We start from the raw sequence: 16,095 nt of genomic DNA on the forward strand, positions 1-16,095 counted from the left end.
CCCACCGCCTTGAAGCCCGCCATCGACGAGGCCGTCGCCAAGTGTCCGCAGGTCGAGCACGTGCTCGTCGTACGCCGCACCGGCCAGGACACCGCGTTCGCCGAGGGCCGCGACCTCTGGTGGCACGACGTGGTCGGCCGGCAGTCCGCCGAGCACACCCCGCAGCCGTTCGATGCCGAGCACCCGCTCTTCATCCTCTACACCTCGGGGACCACGGGTAAGCCGAAGGGCATCCTGCACACCTCCGGCGGCTACCTCACGCAGGCCGCGTACACCCACCACGCGGTCTTCGACCTGAAGCCGGAGACCGACGTCTACTGGTGCACCGCCGACATCGGCTGGGTGACCGGGCACTCCTACATCGTCTACGGGCCGCTCGCCAACGGCGCCACCCAGGTCATGTACGAGGGCACCCCGGACACCCCGCACCAGGGCCGGTTCTGGGAGGTCGTCCAGAAGTACGGCGTCACCATCCTCTACACGGCGCCCACGGCCATCCGCACGTTCATGAAGTGGGGCGACGACATCCCCGCGAAGTTCGACCTGTCGAGCCTGCGCGTGCTGGGCTCGGTCGGCGAGCCGATCAACCCCGAGGCCTGGATCTGGTACCGCAAGCACATCGGTGGCGACCGCTGCCCGATCGTGGACACCTGGTGGCAGACCGAGACCGGCGCGATGATGATCTCCCCGCTGCCGGGCGTCACCGCCACCAAGCCGGGCTCCGCTCAGCGCGCCCTGCCCGGAATCTCCGCCACCGTCGTGGACGACGAGGCGCACGAGGTCCCCAACGGCGGGGGCGGCTACCTGGTCCTCACCGAGCCGTGGCCGTCGATGCTGCGCACCATCTGGGGCGACGACCAGCGGTTCATCGACACCTACTGGTCGCGCTTCGAGGGCAAGTACTTCGCGGGTGACGGCGCCAAGAAGGACGACGACGGCGACATCTGGCTGCTCGGCCGGGTCGACGACGTGATGCTGGTGTCCGGCCACAACATCTCGACCACCGAGGTCGAGTCGGCCCTCGTCTCGCACCCCTCGGTCGCCGAGGCCGCCGTGGTCGGCGCCAACGACGAGACCACCGGGCAGGCCATCGTCGCCTTCGTCATCCTGCGCGGCAGCGCCTCCGAGACCGAGCACCTGGTCGCGGACCTGCGCAACCACGTGGGCAGCACGCTGGGTCCGATCGCCAAGCCCAAGCGGATCCTGCCGGTCCAGGAGCTGCCGAAGACGCGCTCGGGCAAGATCATGCGCCGTCTGCTGCGCGACGTGGCGGAGAACCGCGCGGTCGGTGACGTCACCACGCTCGCCGACTCCTCGGTCATGGACCTGATTCAGAGCAAGCTCCCGGCCGCCGGCAGCGAGGACTGAGGCACACCGCCCGGGGCGCACTGAGACACCTCGACCCACCGACTCACCAACACACCGAAAGGGGCACCCGGCGCGCCGCGCAGGGTGCCCCTTTCGCACTTAAAGTGACGATCACCGGATACGTCCTCGCGTGCACCCTGTAAAATATTCAAAGCGTAAAGAAAGACCACAGGGTGCGCCGGGAAGTCTGGTCGGCAATGAGTTCAGCCATGCCGTCCAACCGCCCCCCGGAGGTGTCCCCTCGTGGCCGCGCCCAGCCCCACCGACCACAAGAGCCCCAAGCTGCTCGGCCGTCTCTCACTGCCCGAGCTCCGCTTCGTCGGCGACGCCCTGCGTGCCGAGACCGTCGGCGGTGTGCTGCTGCTCGTGGCCGCGATCGCCGCCCTCCTGTGGGCGAACATCCCCGCCGTCTCGGAGAGCTACGACAGCGTCCGGTCCTTCCACATCGGCCCCGCCTCCCTCGGCCTGGACCTCTCGCTCCAGCACTGGGCGGCCGACGGACTCCTCGCCATCTTCTTCTTCGTTGCCGGCATCGAGCTCAAGCGCGAGCTCGTCGCGGGTGATCTGCGCGATGCCAGGGCGGCCGCGCTCCCGGTGATCGCCGCCCTGTGCGGCATGGCCGTACCCGCCGTGATCTACGTACTCGTCAACGTGCTGGGCGACGGCTCCACCGCCGGCTGGGCCGTCCCGACCGCCACCGACATCGCCTTCGCGCTGGCCGTCCTCGCCGTCATCGGCACCTCGCTGCCGTCGGCCCTGCGCGCCTTCCTGCTGACCCTCGCGGTCGTCGACGACCTCTTCGCCATCCTGATCATCGCGGTGTTCTTCACCAGCGAGATCGACTTCCTCGCGCTCGGCGGCGCGTTCGTGGGCCTCGCCCTCTTCTGGTTCCTGCTCCGCCGCGGTGTCCACGGCTGGTACGTCTACGTTCCGCTCGCCCTGGTCATCTGGGGCCTGATGTACAACAGCGGCGTCCACGCCACCATCGCCGGCGTCGCCATGGGACTGATGCTCCGCTGCACCCGTCAGGAGGGCGAACGGCAGTCCCCCGGTGAGCGCATCGAGCACCTGGTCCGGCCCGTGTCGGCCGGTCTCGCCGTGCCGCTCTTCGCCCTCTTCTCCGCCGGCGTCTCCCTCTCCGACAAGGCCATCGCCCAGGTCTTCACCCGGCCCGAGACCCTCGGCGTGGTGCTCGGCCTGGTCATCGGCAAGGCGCTGGGCATTTTCTGTGGCACCTGGCTGGCCGCCCGCTTCACCAAGGCCGAGCTGAACGAGGACCTCGCCTGGCCGGACGTGGTTGCCGTGGCCACGCTCGCCGGCATCGGCTTCACCGTCTCCCTCCTGATCGGCGAACTCGCCTTCGCCGGCGACTCGGTCCTCACCGACGAGGTCAAGGCGGCCGTCCTGATCGGCTCCCTGATCGCCGCCGTGGTCGCGTGCGTCATGCTCAAGCTCCGCAACCGTACGTACCGGGCGCTCACCGAGGCCGAGGAGCGCGACGAAGACCACGACGGCATCCCGGACATCTACGAGGAGCACAACCCCGCGTACCACCTGCGGATGGCCAAGATCTACGAGGACCGGGCCGCGGAACACCGCCGCAAGGCCGAGAACGGGGCCGCCACCCCGCTCCAAACCACGGCCGGGTCCACCACCGACGGCGACCGTCCGGCATGATCTGACTGACGACGCAGGACAGCCGCGCCGACCGGCAGCAGACGACAGAGGGAGAGAGCGATGAGCGCAGTGGACCAAGAGGCGCAGGGAGCCGAGCTCACACTCGGCCAGCTGGTCGCCTCGGCCACCGCCGAGATGTCCGCACTGGTGCACGACGAAATCGCCCTCGCCAAGGTGGAGATCAAGCAGGACGTCAGGCGCGCGGGCATCGGCAGCGGTGCCGCGATCGCCGCCGGGGTGTTCGTGCTCGCCTCCGTGCCGATGCTGAGCTTCGCCCTGGCTTACTGGATTCACACCTCCGGGCTCGGGCTCGCGTGGTGCTTCCTCATCGTCGCCGGGGTGTTCTGGCTGCTCGCGGGCGTGGTCGGGCTGCTCGCCTACGTCAAGTTCAAGAAGGTGAAGCCGCCGGTGAAGACCATCGAGGCCGTCAAGCAGACCGCCGCGCTGGTCGGGACCGTCAAGCCGCACCCGCGGCCGGTGAGTGACAAGGCTGTGGGTGTGGCACGCTCGTCCTCATGACAGCGCCCACGCCGGACTCCAGCGTTCCTCCCACAGCTGCCACGGCGGTACGGCTCGACCTCCCCGACGGGCAGGCGGTGACGCACCGGGACGTCGCAGCGAACGGCGCCCGCTTCCACGTCGCCGAGCTCGGTGACGGGCCGCTGGTGCTGCTGCTGCACGGCTTCCCGCAGTTCTGGTGGACCTGGCGGCACCAGATGACCGCGCTCGCCGACGCCGGGTACCGGGCGGTCGCGATGGACCTGCGCGGGGTCGGCGGCAGCGACCGCACCCCGCGCGGATACGACCCCGCCAACCTGGCGCTCGACATCACCGGGGTCGTACGGTCCCTCGGCGAGCCGGACGCCGCGCTCGTCGGACACGACCTGGGCGGGTACCTCGCCTGGACGGCCGCCGTGATGCGGCCCAAGCTGGTGCGCCGGCTCGTGGTCTCCTCCATGCCGCATCCGCGCCGCTGGCGCTCGGCGATGCTGTCGGACTTCGGTCAGACCCGGGCCAGTTCACACATCTGGGGCTTCCAGCGGCCGTTCGTTCCCGAGCGGCAGCTCGTCGCCGACGGCGGGGCGCTCGTAGGGGAGCTGATCCGGGACTGGTCGGGGCCTCGGCCGCCCGAGGACGAGGACCTGGCCGTGTACCGGCGGGCCATGTGCATCCCGTCCACCGCGCACTGCTCGATCGAGCCGTACCGCTGGATGATGCGGTCGATGGCCCGGCCCGACGGGATCCAGTTCAACCGGCGGATGAAGCGTCCGGTGCGGGTGCCGACGCTGCACCTGCACGGTTCGCTCGACCCGGTGATGCGCACGCGCAGTGCGGCCGGTTCCGGCGAGTACGTCGAAGCCCCCTACCGGTGGAGGCTGTTCGACGGGCTCGGGCACTTCCCGCACGAGGAGGACCCGGTCGCCTTCTCGTCCGAGCTGGTGAACTGGCTCAAGGACCCCGAGCCGGACCGCTGACGAAACGACCGGTCCGTTCCCACTGCCGAACGGACGCTGACGGCCGCGGACCCGGCGACCGTCCCTGCAAGGGGCGGGAGTTCGATCGCGCGCTCGCCTTACGAGCATTCAATTGCCTGGCGCATAGGCCAATTGGCCGCCCCTGACGGGATTACGGACCTTGGGCCACGGGCAGAGCACGGAGTATGAGCTGGACGCACGACTACGGTGACACCGCGCACGAACGCCGCTCGGCAGCTACGCCGGGCACCCACGAGAGGGCCGGCCGACACGGCCACGACCCCCGCCTCGGGATTCCGCTCATCCTGCGCCGACGGGCCCGCTGGGTCTCCGCGCGCCTGCGCCATCCACGGACGTAGGGACCCGGCGGGAGCGGCGCCTCAGAGCGCGCAGCCCTGGGTGTCGACGCGGCGCACTGCGTCCTTGCCGACCCGGATGTCGTCGCGGATCTCGTCCGCCGTCAGCACGTAACCGGTGTTGGGGTCGTCGAGGGACTTCGCGAAGACGACTCCGTACACCTTGCCGTCGGGCGTGAGCAGCGGTCCGCCGGAGTTGCCCTGGCGGACCGTCGCGAACAGCGAGTAGACGTCCCGTCGGACCGTACCCCGGTGGTAGATGTCCGGGCCGTTGGCGTTGATCCGCCCGCGGACCCGGGCCGACCGGACGTCGTACCCGCCGTTCTCCGGGAAGCCGGCGACGATCGCGTCGTTGCCGCTCGCCGCGTCCCTCTCCGAGAACTCCAGCACCGGAGCCTTCAGCTTCGGCACGTCCAGGACGGCGATGTCGCGCGCCCAGTCGTAGAGCACGACCTTGGCGTCGTACAGCCTGCCCTCGCCGCCGATCTGGACGGTCGGCTCGCTGACCCCGCCGACGACGTGCGCGTTGGTCATCACCTTGCCGGGTGCGAAAACGAAGCCCGTGCCCTCCAGCACCTTGCTGCAGCTGGGCGCGGTACCGACGACCTTAACGATCGAGCGCTTCGCGACGTCGGCGACGGGGCTGCTGACGAGCGTCGGATCGGGCGCCTGCACCTCGGTGATGGGCTCGTTGGAGAACGGGCTGAACACCTGGGGGAAGCCGTTGCGCGCGAGGGTGGAGCTGAAGTCCGAGAACCAGGTGTTCGCCTGCTCCGGCAGCACCCGTGACACGCCGAGGAGGACCTTGGAGTTGCGGACCTCCTTGCCCACGCTGGGCAGCGCGGTCTGGGCGACCAACAGCCCGATCAGCCATGCCACGAGCAGCATCGCGACCACGTTGACCAGGGCGCCGCCGGTCGCGTCGAGCGCGCGCGCCGGCGACCAGGTGATCTTGCGGCGGAGTCTGCTCCCGAGATGGGTGGTCAGGGCCTGGCCGATCGAGGCGCAGATGATGATCACGACCACGGAGATCACGACGACCGTGGTGGATACCTGGGTGCCGTTGTCCGTCACCCGGTCCCAGATCAGCGGGAGCAGGGACACGGCGACGAGACCACCGCCGAGGAAGCCGATCACCGACAGGATGCCGACGACGAACCCCTGGCGGTAGCCGACGATCGCGAACCATACGGCGGCGAGCAGCAACAGGATGTCCAGCACGTTCACGTGGGCCACCGTCTCATGCGCGCCAGTCGAGCGGGACCTGTCGTGAGCGGTCCCACGGACGCTCCCAGCCCGCGAAGTGCAGGATCCTGTCGATCACTCCGGCGGTGAAACCCCAGACCAGAGCCGATTCCACGGTGAATCCCGGTCCCAAGTGGCCGCTCGGATGGACGGTCGTGACCCGGTGTTCGGGGTTCGTGAGATCGGCCACGGGAACCGTGAAGACCCGCGCCGTCTCGGCGAGGTCCACGGCTCCGACCGGGCTGGGATCGCGCCACCAGCCGAGGACCGGGGTCACGACGAACTTGCTGACCGGGATGTAGAGGCGGGGCAGAACGCCGAAGAGCTGAACACCGGAAGGATCCAGTCCGGTCTCCTCCTGGGCTTCGCGCAGTGCGGCAAGCAGCGGGCCGGTGGTGTGCGGATCACCGTCCTCGGGGTCCAGCGCGCCGCCGGGGAAGGACGGCTGGCCCGCGTGCGAGCGCAGGGTGCCGGCACGCTCCATCAGGAGCAGCTCGGGGCCGCTGGCGCCCTCCCCGAAGAGGACGAGCACGGCGGACTGCCGCCCGCGACCGTCTTCGGGCGGCAGGAAGCGGCTCAACTGCCCCGGCTGGACGGACCGGGCCGCCTCGACGACGGGGTCGAGCCAGTCCGGCAGGCCGTCGGTGGTCACCGCCGGGCCGTCGCCCCGGCGGGCTTCCACCCTGATTCCGGTCTCGTCCGGTGTACCGCGCGTCATAGGCACCCCTGTCCGCGTTGTCCTGTCCAGCGCCGTCTCCCACACCGCAAACGCGGTTCGGGTACCGATTCGTTCCTAAGTCCCCAAGTCCGCAGGCTTTCACGCCCCCGCACCCCTGCGCCCCCGTCCCCGCCCGTCCGCCGTCCGACCCCCGTCCGCCCCCTGTTCGCCCCCCGCCCCGCCGTCCTCCGGAGGCCCGCTAGGGCGCCGCCACGGCCCCTCCCAGCGGCGGCGCCGGAAGGCCCGGGTAGTCCGGGGGCGGGGTGAGCCGCTGGCCCGGCTGGCCGCCCTTCTCGTACTTGAGCAGCTTCTTCGCCTTCTCCGGATCCGTCTCGCCCTCCCCGTACGCCGGGCAGAGCGGGGCGATCGGGCAGGCTCCGCAGGCGGGCTTGCGCGAGTGGCAGATGCGGCGGCCGTGGAAGACGACCCGGTGCGAGAGCATCGTCCACTCGTTCTTCGGGAAGATCGCGCAGATCTCCGCCTCGACCTTTTCCGGATCCTCCTGCTCGGTCAGCTTCCAGCGGCGCACCAGTCGGCCGAAATGGGTGTCCACCGTGATCCCGGGCACACCGAACGCATTGCCGAGGACCACGTTGGCGGTCTTGCGGCCCACTCCGGGCAGCTTCACCAGGTCCTCGATCCGGCCCGGCACTTCCCCGCCGAAGTCGTCCCGCAGGGCCTGCGACAGCCCGAGCAGGGACTTCGACTTGGCCCGGAAGAACCCGGTCGGCCGGATCAGCTCCTCCAGATCCTCGGGGGCGGCCGCGGCCATGTCCTCGGGGGTCGGGTAGGCCGCGAAGAGGGCCGGGGTCGTCTGGTTCACCCGCAGGTCGGTGGTCTGGGCGGACAGCACCGTCGCGACGAGCAGCTCGAACGGATTGCGGAAGTCGAGCTCCGGATGGGCGTACGGATAGATCTCGGCCAGCTCGCGGTTGATGCGCCGCGCCCTGCGCACCATGGCCAGGTGCGATTCCCGTTTGACCGACTTCGGTTTCTTGGCCGAAACTTTGCCCTGAGGGGTGGCCGCGGCCCTCCCGGGCGTCTTCACTGGGACATGTTCGCCCACGGCAGAATTTTGGGGCTCCGTCACTCCGGCGGACCCCTTGGCCTGTGCTCTCACCGGCTTATTGGACACCCGGCCAGCCTAAGGCCGGCCGCTGACACCCGCCCGGACCTCAGGTAACACCACTCCGATTGGCCTCTCGCCGCACAGCACGCCCGTCCGTCCGGCATCCTTGTGATTGATCGCACTGTTTGAGCCGTCCGGCAAAATGGGGAGCACGGTCCCCTGAGCTGGTCGACATAGGAGAGAGACTCGTGGACGACGTTCTGCGGCGCGCCCCGCTCTTCGCGGCGCTCGATGACGAGCAGGCCGCGGAGCTCCGCGCCTCCATGGGCGAGGTGACCCTCGCACGCGGTGACGCCCTGTTCCACGAGGGCGACCCCGGCGACCGGCTGTATGTCGTGACCGAGGGCAAGGTGAAGCTCCACCGCACCTCCCCCGACGGCCGCGAGAACATGCTGGCCGTCCTCGGCCCCGGCGAGCTGATCGGCGAGCTGTCGCTCTTCGACCCGGGCCCGCGCACCGCCACCGCCACCGCGCTGACCGAGGTCAAGCTCCTCGGCCTCGGCCACGGTGACCTCCAGCCCTGGCTCAACGCCCGGCCCGAGGTCGCGACCGCGCTGCTGCGCGCCGTCGCCCGCCGCCTACGCAAGACCAACGACCAGATGTCCGACCTGGTCTTCTCCGACGTTCCCGGCCGTGTGGCGCGGGCGCTCCTCGACCTGTCGCGCCGCTTCGGCGTGCAGTCGGAGGAGGGCATCCACGTCGTGCACGACCTCACGCAGGAGGAGCTCGCCCAGCTCGTCGGCGCCTCGCGCGAGACCGTGAACAAGGCCCTGGCCGACTTCGCGGGTCGCGGCTGGCTGCGCCTGGAGGCGCGTGCGGTCATCCTGCTGGACGTGGAGCGCCTCGCGAAGCGCTCCCGCTGACGCCGGCCACAGCCGTTCGAAGGGGTCCTGCCCGACCGGGCACGGGCCCCTTCGCGTTTCCCCGGGCCCGACAGTGCCTGCGGAGCGGTCCGGGGCCTGCGCGGCGGTCCGGGGCCTGCGCGGCGGTCCGGCCGACGCACGGCGTTCGGTCAGCGTTCGGTCCGCCGCCCCGGGCGGCCGGCCGGGCACAGTGGAGCCATGGAGCACAGAGGGATGGACGCGTACGGGTACTTCGAGCGGGAGGGGTCCCTCGGTCGGGTGCAGGGCGAGTTCAAGGGCCTCGTTGCGGCCGCGCGGGCCCGGACCGGCGAGGCGTACGGCCGACGGCTGCACAGCGCTTACCTCTACGGGTCAGTGCCGCGCGGGACGGCCCGGCCCGGGCGGTCGGACCTGAACCTGCTGCTCGTACTGCACCACGAGCCCTCCGAGGAGGACCGGGACACCGCCGAGGTGCTCGCCCGCGGGCTCGACGAGGACTTCCCGGAGGCCGACGGGGTCGGCATCCTGCTCCGGGACAAGGTCGCCGTGCTGAGCGAGGCGGAACGCTTCGACCTGGGCTGGTTCCTCGCCTGCCTGTGCACACCGCTGCTCGGCGCGGACCTGGCCGAGCACCTGCCGCGCTACCGGCCGGACAGCCTGCTGGCGCGCGAGACCAACGGCGACCTGGCCGACCTACTGCCCGCGTGGCGGACGCGGGTGCGGGAGGCTTCGACCCCTCAGGAGTACCGGAAGCTGAGCCGCTGCTTCTCCCGGCACCTGGTGCGCACCGCCTTCACGCTGGTCATGCCGCGGTGGAGCGGCTGGACCAGCGACCTCGGCGAGTCCGCGGAGATCTTCGGCATGTACTACCCGGAACGCGCGGCGCAGGTGGAGGCCGCGGCCGCCGTCGCACTGGATCCCGTCGCGGACCCGGAGGTGCTGCGCAACTACGTCGAGGACCTCGGGCCGTGGCTGGCGGACGAGTACACGGCCCGGCACGGGACGAGGCCGCCGCACCGGGGCTGAGCGCCGGGAACGTCGGCCCCGGGCCGGCTCAGGCCTTCTCGGCCGCGGCGAGGGCGTCGACGGCCAGCTTGGCCTCCGCCAGGCCCGCGCCGGTGATCCGTCGGTACTCCTTGATCGCCGAGATGTGCCGGTCGGCCCTCAGGTGGGCCCGTACCTCGTCCATCCCGGCCGGCTCCGGTTCCTCGATGCCGAAGTGGTCCAGCACCAGGGCCAACCGGCGCTCAATGCGGTCGGCCTTGTGCTGGAGGCTCTGCACCCGGAGGGTCACCGTCGAGGTGATCCATCCCGCCGTCGCGACCAACACCACCAGCAAGAACACGGTGTTCATTCGGGCCCTCCCGGGATCAGTCCGTGATCTTGAAGGTACTCCAGCTGCGCCCGAACGGACCATTCCGCGGCCGGCCACAGGGAGCGGTCCACGTCCGCGTAGACCTGGGCGACGACCGCCTCCGGGGTCAGGCAGCCGTTCTCGACGGCGGTCTCGACCTGGGCGAGCCGGTGCGCGCGGTGGGCCAGGTAGAACTCGACGGCGCCCTGTGCGTCCTCCAGGACCGGCCCGTGGCCCGGCAGGACCGTGTGCACCCCGTCGTCCACGGTCAGCGAGCGCAGGCGGCGCAGGGAGTCCAGGTAGTCGCCGAGACGACCGTCGGGGTGGACGACGACGGTGGTGCCGCGGCCCAGGATGGTGTCGCCGGTCAGCACGGCCCGGTCGGCGGGCAGGTGGAAGCAGAGCGAGTCGCTGGTGTGGCCGGGGGTCGGCACCACGCGCAGCTCCAGCCCACCGGTCCGGATCACGTCCCCCGCGGCCAGGCCCTCGTCGCCGAGGCGCAGTGCCGGGTCCAGGGCGCGGACCTTCGTACGGGTGAGCTCGGCGAAACGGCCCGCGCCCTCGGCGTGGTCCGCGTGACCGTGGGTGAGCAGGGTGAGGGCGATCCGCTTGCCCGCCTGCTCGGCGGTGGCGATGACCGCCCGCAGGTGCGCGTCGTCCAGCGGACCGGGATCGATCACGACGGCGAGGTCGGATCCGGGCTCGGACACCAGCCAGGTGTTGGTGCCGTCGAGGGTCATCGCGGAGGCGTTGGGAGCCAGGACGTTCACCGCGCGGGCGGTCGCGGGCCCGGAGGTGACGACTCCGCGGGGCTGTCCGGGCAGTGCGGCGGCGTCGGTCATGTGGTGCCTCCGGGAGCTGCGGGATCGGCGGGGCCTGCGGGAGCTGCGGGGTCCGCGGGACCTGCGGTGCGGACGCGCTTGGTGAACTCGTCGTGCCCCGGCCAGCTGAGCACCACCTCGCCGTCCTCCAGCGTGGCCCGGGCCAGCACCGGGGCGAGGTCCTGCTCGGCCGCGGCGGCGAGCGCGCGCCCCGCGCTCCCGTACGGCTCCAGCGACCGCAGCGTGGAGATGGTCGGCGGCATCATCAGCAGCTCGCCCTTGTCGTATCCGGCGGCCGCGTCAGCCGGGCGGATCCACACGGTCCGGTCGGCCTCGGTCGAGGCGTTGCGGGTGCGCTGGCCCTCGGGGAGGGCGGCGACGAAGAACCAGGTGTCGTAACGGCGCGGCTCGAACTCGGGAGTGATCCAGCGGGCCCAGGCCCCCAGCAGGTCGGAGCGCAGCCGCAGGCCGCGACGGTCGAGGAACTCCGCGAAGGACAGCTCCCGCGCCACGAGGGCCTGCCGGTCGGCCTCCCAGTCGTCGCCGGTGGTGTCACCGACGATCTCGTCCGGGGTCTGCCCGGCGAGCAGGACGCCCGCCTCCTCGAAGGTCTCCCGTACGGCACCGCAGACGATGGCCTGGGCGGTACGGGGGTCGGTCCCCAGCCGGGCCGCCCAATCCTCCTGTGAGGGGCCCGCCCAGCCGACCTGGTGCTCCTCGTCGCGAGGATCGACCCCGCCGCCCGGATAGGCGTACGCGCCCCCGGCGAAGGCCATGGAGGCCCGCCTGCGCAGCATGTGCACGGCGGGGCCGTCGGGGGTGTCGCGCAGGAGCATCACGGTGGCGGCGCGCCGCGGCTCCACCGGGACGAGCGAGCCGTCCGCGAGCGCGCGGATGCGGTCGGGCCACTCCGGCGGGTACCACTGGCCTCCGGCGGGGGCCTGCTGCTGACCATGCTGACCATTCGACATGGCCGGATGCTACGACCATCCGGCCCGATGTTCGAGGGTCCCCCGTCACGGGTGGCGGACACGGTGACCGACACGCGCAGCCGGCACCGGTGATCCGGCCCTGGGAAAGCACCCGGAACGGACCGGGGACGGACCGTGAAGCAGGCGGGACGGACCGGGAAGCACGCGGTGCGCGATTCGGCCCGTCCCGGCGGAACCCACCCCGAGGGGTCAGGCTCCGGCGACCAGCTCCACCTGGATCTCGACCTCGACCGGGGCGTCGAGCGGCAGGACCGCCACGCCGACCGCGCTGCGGGCGTGAACGCCCTTGTCGCCGAGGACCTCGCCCAGCAGCTCGCTCGCACCGTTCAGCACGCCCGGCTGGGCCGTGAAGTCGGGGGCGGAGGCGATGAAGCCGACGACCTTCACGACACGCGCGATCTTGTCGAGGTCACCGACGACGGACTTGACGGCGGCCAGGGCGTTCAGCGCGCAGACCGCCGCCAGCTCCTTGGCCTGCTCCGGCGAGACCTCGGCACCGACCTTGCCGGTGATCGGCATGCTGCCCTTGACCATCGGGAGCTGGCCCGCGGTGAAGACGTACGAGCCCGACCGCACGGCGGGCTGGTACGCGGCCAGCGGCGGGACGACGCCCGGGAGCGTCAGGCCGAGCTCGGCCAGCTTCGCCTCTACGGCGCTCATGCCTTCTCCCGCTTGAGGTAGGCCACGAGCTGCTCGGGGTTGTTCGGGCCGGGCACGACCTGGACGAGCTCCCAGCCGTCCTCGCCCCAGGTGTCCAGGATCTGCTTGGTGGCGTGAACCAGCAGCGGGACCGTCGCATATTCGAACTTCTTGGTCATGGGAGCGAGGGTAGTGCCTGGAACGCGGGGCGCACGCCGCCCCCGGAACCGCCGGTCGGACACCTCACCCGGGCAGGCGCGGCACCGACCCGGCCGGGGCCCGGGCGAGGCCCGAACGGGGCCCGAACGGGACCCGGACCGGACCGAGCCGGGTCGAACGTAACGGAGCTCACCCCCGAACACTCCGGCAGAACCACCCGGCACCACCGGAGTCGAACCCGAGGAATTAGGCTCGGACGCTGTGAGCAGGCTCCAGGTGGTCAGCGGCAAGGGCGGCACCGGCAAGACCACGGTCGCCGCAGCACTCGCGCTTGCCCTCGCGCGCGAGGGCGGACGGACTCTTCTCGTGGAGGTCGAGGGCAGGCAGGGGCTCGCGCAGCTCTTCGGTGCCGAGGCGCTCCCGTACGAGGAACGGAAGATCGCCGTGGCGCCCGGCGGGGGCGGTGAGGTCTACGCGCTCGCCATCGACGCCGAACGGGCGCTGCTGGACTACCTCCAGATGTTCTACAAGCTCGGATCGGCGGGCCGCGCGCTCAAGAAGCTCGGCGCCATCGACTTCGCGACGACCATCGCCCCCGGGCTGCGCGACGTACTGCTCACCGGCAAGGCGTGCGAGGCGGTGCGGCGCAAGGACAAGTCAGGCCGCTACGTCTACGACCACGTGATCATGGATGCGCCGCCGACCGGGCGCATCACCCGGTTCCTGAACGTCAACGACGAGGTGGCGGGCCTGGCCCGGTTCGGTCCGATCCACAACCAGGCCCAGGCCGTCATGAAGGTCCTCAAGTCCCCCGAGACCGCCGTACACCTGGTCACCCTCCTGGAGGAGATGCCCGTCCAGGAGACCGCGGACGGCATCGAGGAACTGCGCCAGGCCGGACTGCCCGTCGGGCGGGTCGTCGTGAACATGGTCCGACCGCACCATCTCGACGAGGACACCCTGCGCACCGCGGCCGGCGACCACCGCGCCGGGGTGGCGAAGTCGCTGTCCCGGGCGGGCCTCGGCGGCGCGCGGCGCGGCGGGCTGGCCGAACGGCTGGTCGACCCGCTGCTCACGCAGGCGGCCGAGCACGCGAGCCGGGTGGAACTGGAACGGGCGCAGCGCTCCGTACTGGCGGGTCTGGACCTGCCGACGTACGAACTGCCCCTGCTCGGCGCGGGAATGGATCTGGCCGGGCTGTACACGCTGGCCAAGGAACTGCGGAAGCAGTCGGTGGCCGAATGAGCGAGGGGGTGGACACCGTGAGCATGGACACTCCGCCGCGGCTGGCGGTCGACCGGCTGTTGGACGACCGGGAGACCCGGATCATCGTGTGCTGCGGTGCAGGTGGGGTCGGCAAGACCACCACGGCCGCGGCGCTCGGCGTACGGGCGGCCGGGCGCGGGCGCAAGGCCGTCGTGCTCACCATCGACCCGGCGCGGCGGCTCGCGCAGTCGATGGGGATCGATTCGCTGGACAACACCCCGCGGAAGGTGGCGACCGTGGGGGCGGGCGACGGCGAACTGCACGCCATGATGCTGGACATGAAGCGCACCTTCGACGAAATCGTCGAGGCGCACGCGGACGGCGAGCGGGCCCGGGCCATCCTCGCCAACCCCTTCTACCAGTCCCTGTCGGCCGGCTTCGCGGGCACGCAGGAGTACATGGCGATGGAGAAGCTGGGGCAGCTGCGGGCCCGGGACGACTGGGACCTGATCATCGTCGACACTCCGCCGAGCCGGTCCGCGCTGGACTTCCTGGACGCGCCGAAGCGGCTCGGGTCCTTCCTGGACGGGAAGTTCATCCGGGTGCTGATGGCTCCGGCGAAGGTGGGCGGCCGCGCCGGGATGAAGTTCCTGAACGTCGGCATGTCGATGATGACCGGCACCCTCAGCAAGCTGATGGGGGCCTCCCTGCTGAAGGACGTCCAGACCTTCGTCGCCGCGATGGACACGATGTTCGGCGGCTTCCGCACGCGCGCGGACGCCACCTTCCGATTGCTCCAGGCTCCCGGCACGGCCTTCCTGGTGGTCGCCGCGCCCGAGGCGGACGCCCTGCGCGAGGCGGCGTACTTCGTGGAACGGTTGGCTGCCGAGAACATGCCACTGGCCGGCCTGGTACTGAACCGGGTGCACGGCAGTGGCGCCGACCAGCTGTCCGCCGAGCGGGCGTTGGCCGCTGCAGAGAATCTTGAAGAAGGCGGCATTGTCGATCAGGAGTCCGGGAAAGCTGGACTTCGTGACTCGGGCGCGGAAGCCACCGAGGCCATCGAAACTGCCGAGACCGCCGGGTCCGCCGAGACTGCGCGGACCGCACACAGCACACCGACCACACTCACCACCCGGACCGCGAACACTCCCGAGACAGGCTCCCCCGGCACCGAAGGCGATACCGCGGTCGTCGACCGGATCACGGCAGGACTGCTGCGCCTGCACGCCGAACGCATGCAGGTGATCGCGCGTGAACAGCGCACACGCGATCGGTTCACCTCACTGCACCCCGAAGTGGCGGTGGCTGAAGTGGCCGCCCTGCCCGGCGATGTGCACGACCTCGCCGGGCTGCGGGCCATCGGAGAACGACTCGCGACCGGGGTACCGGCCGGAGCTTAGGCGTTCGTACGTCGTGGCGGCCGCGTGGTCTACCCGGCTGCCGCGTACGTCTCGTACGACACGTCGATCTCCGCGTCTGCATCCATGGTGAGGATGCCCGTACTGCGCTCGTACTCCGTACGTGCGGTTTCGAGCAGCCGTCGCCACGAGGTGACGGTGGGACGCCGGCGCAGCAGCGCACGTCGTTCCCGCTCGGTCATTCCGCCCCATACGCCGAACTCGACACGATTGTCGAGCGCGTCGGCCAGGCACTCGGTCCGCACCGGACATCCGGTGCACACCGCCTTGGCCCTGTTCTGTGCCGCTCCTTGAACGAATAGTTCATCCGGATCGGTAGTGCGGCAGGCTGCCTGCGCACTCCAGTCGGTAACCCAGCCCATCCCGGCGCCGTCCTCTCCCGAATCGAGGCTCCCCCACGGCGGTAGCGGCATATTCACCGCTGCCAGTTGAGGACGTTACGGAAGGCGAGCACAGTGCAACACCCCCGACGGGCCCAATCTTGAATGGTCCGAACGGACTATGGGTAAGCGGCAGATCACCCGACGGAGTGATCCGGCGACATGCCCGGCCATTGCGGCAATTCGGGTGTAATCGTCGGTTCGGCTTCAGCAGAGGGGCAAGATTCGGACATACGTCCACCCCGTTCGGGAAGGGTGAAAATCAAGCCGAGGGGTTGATGTCGCACCACACTGCTGTGACAGTTGGGGACAG

Annotated in this window: 17 protein-coding genes; 8 read left to right on the forward strand and 9 right to left on the reverse strand. The window is 70.8% G+C overall.

The window, feature by feature from the left end:
* From acs to ACIQK6_RS39385, 4 genes are all read left to right on the forward strand, one after another.
* Positions 1-1,368, forward strand: a 1,368-nt coding sequence (acs, locus tag ACIQK6_RS39370) for an acetate--CoA ligase (protein WP_402697254.1), incomplete at its 5' end; no start/stop codon positions are given.
* A 243-nt stretch (positions 1,369-1,611) separates the two neighbouring features.
* Entirely contained in the window at positions 1,612-3,045 is a 1,434-nt protein-coding gene (nhaA, locus tag ACIQK6_RS39375) for a Na+/H+ antiporter NhaA (RefSeq protein ID WP_329099893.1), read from the forward strand.
* Between the two features lie 60 nt (positions 3,046-3,105).
* On the forward strand, positions 3,106-3,564 hold the full coding sequence (locus ACIQK6_RS39380; protein ID WP_329099894.1) for a phage holin family protein: 459 nt from the start codon (positions 3,106-3,108) through the stop codon (positions 3,562-3,564).
* Positions 3,561-4,520 carry an alpha/beta hydrolase gene (locus ACIQK6_RS39385; RefSeq protein WP_329099896.1) on the forward strand — a complete coding sequence of 320 codons (960 nt, stop codon included), beginning with the start codon at positions 3,561-3,563 and terminating at the stop codon, positions 4,518-4,520. Before ACIQK6_RS39380 ends, ACIQK6_RS39385 begins: the two co-directional genes overlap by 4 nt.
* A gap of 380 nt (positions 4,521-4,900) precedes the next feature.
* On the opposite strand, the gene ACIQK6_RS39390 is transcribed toward ACIQK6_RS39385, so the two are convergent.
* The 3 genes from ACIQK6_RS39390 to nth form a co-directional block, all read right to left on the reverse strand.
* The gene (locus ACIQK6_RS39390) at positions 4,901-6,103 is read right to left on the reverse strand and encodes a MarP family serine protease (RefSeq protein WP_329099897.1); all 1,203 of its coding nucleotides are present in this window, start codon (positions 6,101-6,103) and stop codon (positions 4,901-4,903) included.
* 13 nt (positions 6,104-6,116) lie between these two features.
* Positions 6,117-6,839 (reverse strand): CoA pyrophosphatase, encoded by a 723-nt coding sequence (locus ACIQK6_RS39395; protein WP_329099898.1) that lies wholly within the window; start codon positions 6,837-6,839, stop codon positions 6,117-6,119.
* Between the two features lie 199 nt (positions 6,840-7,038).
* Complete coding sequence (gene nth, locus ACIQK6_RS39400; RefSeq protein ID WP_329099899.1) at positions 7,039-7,887, reverse strand: endonuclease III; 849 nt, start codon at positions 7,885-7,887, stop codon at positions 7,039-7,041.
* A gap of 269 nt (positions 7,888-8,156) precedes the next feature.
* On the opposite strand from nth, the gene ACIQK6_RS39405 reads away from it, so the two are divergent.
* Together ACIQK6_RS39405 and ACIQK6_RS39410 are read left to right on the forward strand one after the other, a co-directional pair.
* The gene (locus tag ACIQK6_RS39405) at positions 8,157-8,831 is read left to right on the forward strand and encodes a Crp/Fnr family transcriptional regulator (RefSeq protein ID WP_003981529.1); all 675 of its coding nucleotides are present in this window, start codon (positions 8,157-8,159) and stop codon (positions 8,829-8,831) included.
* A 198-nt stretch (positions 8,832-9,029) separates the two neighbouring features.
* Positions 9,030-9,836 carry a nucleotidyltransferase domain-containing protein gene (locus ACIQK6_RS39410; RefSeq protein ID WP_329099900.1) on the forward strand — a complete coding sequence of 269 codons (807 nt, stop codon included), beginning with the start codon at positions 9,030-9,032 and terminating at the stop codon, positions 9,834-9,836.
* Positions 9,837-9,864: 28 nt separating this feature from the next.
* Here ACIQK6_RS39410 and ACIQK6_RS39415 read toward each other — a convergent pair whose 3' ends face one another.
* From ACIQK6_RS39415 to ACIQK6_RS39435, 5 genes are all read right to left on the reverse strand, one after another.
* Complete coding sequence (locus tag ACIQK6_RS39415; RefSeq protein WP_402697259.1) at positions 9,865-10,164, reverse strand: hypothetical protein; 300 nt, start codon at positions 10,162-10,164, stop codon at positions 9,865-9,867.
* Positions 10,161-11,006 carry an MBL fold metallo-hydrolase gene (locus ACIQK6_RS39420; RefSeq protein ID WP_329099904.1) on the reverse strand — a complete coding sequence of 282 codons (846 nt, stop codon included), beginning with the start codon at positions 11,004-11,006 and terminating at the stop codon, positions 10,161-10,163. Before ACIQK6_RS39420 ends, ACIQK6_RS39415 begins: the two co-directional genes overlap by 4 nt.
* On the reverse strand, positions 11,003-11,956 hold the full coding sequence (locus ACIQK6_RS39425; RefSeq protein ID WP_402697261.1) for an NUDIX hydrolase: 954 nt from the start codon (positions 11,954-11,956) through the stop codon (positions 11,003-11,005). The genes ACIQK6_RS39420 and ACIQK6_RS39425 overlap by 4 nt, the downstream gene beginning before the upstream one ends.
* Positions 11,957-12,166: 210 nt before the next feature.
* Entirely contained in the window at positions 12,167-12,637 is a 471-nt protein-coding gene (locus ACIQK6_RS39430; RefSeq protein WP_329099906.1) for a RidA family protein, read from the reverse strand.
* Complete coding sequence (locus tag ACIQK6_RS39435) at positions 12,634-12,795, reverse strand: DUF4177 domain-containing protein (protein WP_007264966.1); 162 nt, start codon at positions 12,793-12,795, stop codon at positions 12,634-12,636. The genes ACIQK6_RS39430 and ACIQK6_RS39435 overlap by 4 nt, the downstream gene beginning before the upstream one ends.
* A gap of 241 nt (positions 12,796-13,036) precedes the next feature.
* Here ACIQK6_RS39435 and ACIQK6_RS39440 point away from each other — a divergent pair, with 241 nt between their 5' ends.
* Both ACIQK6_RS39440 and ACIQK6_RS39445 read left to right on the forward strand, forming a co-directional pair.
* Positions 13,037-14,020 carry an ArsA-related P-loop ATPase gene (locus ACIQK6_RS39440; RefSeq protein WP_329099907.1) on the forward strand — a complete coding sequence of 328 codons (984 nt, stop codon included), beginning with the start codon at positions 13,037-13,039 and terminating at the stop codon, positions 14,018-14,020.
* Positions 14,021-14,043: 23 nt separating this feature from the next.
* The gene (locus ACIQK6_RS39445; RefSeq protein WP_329099908.1) at positions 14,044-15,384 is read left to right on the forward strand and encodes an ArsA family ATPase; all 1,341 of its coding nucleotides are present in this window, start codon (positions 14,044-14,046) and stop codon (positions 15,382-15,384) included.
* 29 nt (positions 15,385-15,413) lie between these two features.
* Here the strand turns inward: ACIQK6_RS39445 and ACIQK6_RS39450 are convergent, their stop codons facing one another.
* Positions 15,414-15,764 (reverse strand): WhiB family transcriptional regulator, encoded by a 351-nt coding sequence (locus ACIQK6_RS39450; protein WP_030009547.1) that lies wholly within the window; start codon positions 15,762-15,764, stop codon positions 15,414-15,416.
* Positions 15,765-16,095: the final 331 nt, after the last annotated feature.

This window comes from Streptomyces sp. NPDC091682, from assembly GCF_044756625.1.
Lineage (GTDB): Bacteria > Actinomycetota > Actinomycetes > Streptomycetales > Streptomycetaceae > Streptomyces.